Source organism: Pedococcus sp. P1_H8 (assembly GCF_056405175.1).
Genome location: NZ_JBFUCP010000214.1, coordinates 1 through 461, shown reverse-complemented (window position 1 = coordinate 461; position 461 = coordinate 1). Strand labels below are relative to the sequence as shown.

Here is a 461-nt window from a genome sequence, read left to right as displayed (position 1 = left end):
GGCTAGGGCCGGTCGCTCGGCAAGCTGCGGATCGGACCGGGAACCCACGTCCGATCCGGCCTACCCCGTCTCGAAACCCGGGATTCGACCTGCACTGAACGCTTGTCCAGGTATTCTCCGGTCGGTGATGACAGTTCAACTGGGAGCAGCCGATGCGCAAGGGTTTGTCACGTAGGACGTTCATCACCGGAGCGGGGGTCGGCGCTGCCGCGGTCGGACTGGGCGGCCGGGCGGCCGCGGGCGAGCGGATCCACCGACGCGAGCGCACGCTGCCGGACGTCGATTCGATCACCGTGACCGACCCCGCGCTGCTCAGCGCAGTCGAGGCGGCCAGCCTGCTGCAGGCGCGTAAGTTGCATCCGCGGGAGTTGCTGGAGGCGTGTCTCACCCGTAGCGCCGGACACGACGGCGACATCGGGTCTTGGGTGCGCATCTACCCCGAGGTCGCGCGCGAACAGGCC

Annotated in this window: 1 protein-coding gene; it reads left to right on the top strand. The window is 69.0% G+C overall.

Going from position 1 to position 461, the window contains the following annotated elements:
- Positions 1-152: 152 nt before the first annotated feature.
- Positions 153-461, top strand: a 309-nt coding sequence (locus AC1DYG_RS19650; RefSeq protein ID WP_477641532.1) for a twin-arginine translocation signal domain-containing protein, incomplete at its 3' end; no start/stop codon positions are given.